Source organism: Campylobacter sp. US50a, from assembly GCF_004379015.1.
GTDB classification, from domain to species: Bacteria; Campylobacterota; Campylobacteria; order Campylobacterales; family Campylobacteraceae; genus Campylobacter_D; species Campylobacter_D jejuni.
In genome coordinates this window covers 1-557 of the sequence record NZ_RYYJ01000063.1, presented here as the reverse complement: position 1 = coordinate 557, position 557 = coordinate 1, and the positions used below count along the sequence as shown (strand labels likewise).

The following is a 557-nucleotide window of genomic DNA, read 5'->3' as shown; positions in this document are numbered from 1 at the left end:
GAAATAATAGCTGATTCATTAGCAATTTCAACATTATCTTTAGTAGTTTGATCAATTTGTGCTACGCTATCATTGATTTGAGTAATACCTGCAGTTTGTTCTTTAATACTTTCTGCCATATCATTGATAGATTGAACAAGTAAATTAGTATTAGCTTCTATTTCAGATAAAGACTTTTGAGTTCTCTCAGCTAGTTTTCTAACTTCATCAGCCACAACAGCAAAGCCTCTACCATGTTCTCCAGCACGAGCTGCTTCAATAGCTGCATTTAAAGCTAGAAGATTGATTTGATCTGCAATATCTCCTATAATACCTGTAACATTTTTAATCTCTTCAGATTGAGTGATAACATCACTAGTTTTAACTGAAACATTTTGCATAGAAGAAGTGATCTCTTCTAAAGCTGCTGCAGTTTCTTCTAAAGATTGAGCTTGAGAATTTGAAGAAGTGGTTAAGCTTTGAACAGCAGTTTGTAATTTTCCACTTTCATTAGCTAAAGCATTAGCAAAGTCTGAACTTTGTTTTAGCATTTTAACTATTTCATCACCTAAAGCATT

At 32.9% G+C, this 557-nt stretch carries 1 protein-coding gene; it reads right to left on the bottom strand.

Annotation, left to right across the window (positions count from 1 at the left end):
• A partial coding sequence (locus ELQ11_RS09665) for a methyl-accepting chemotaxis protein (RefSeq protein ID WP_134225306.1) occupies positions 1-557 on the bottom strand: 557 nt, incomplete at both ends.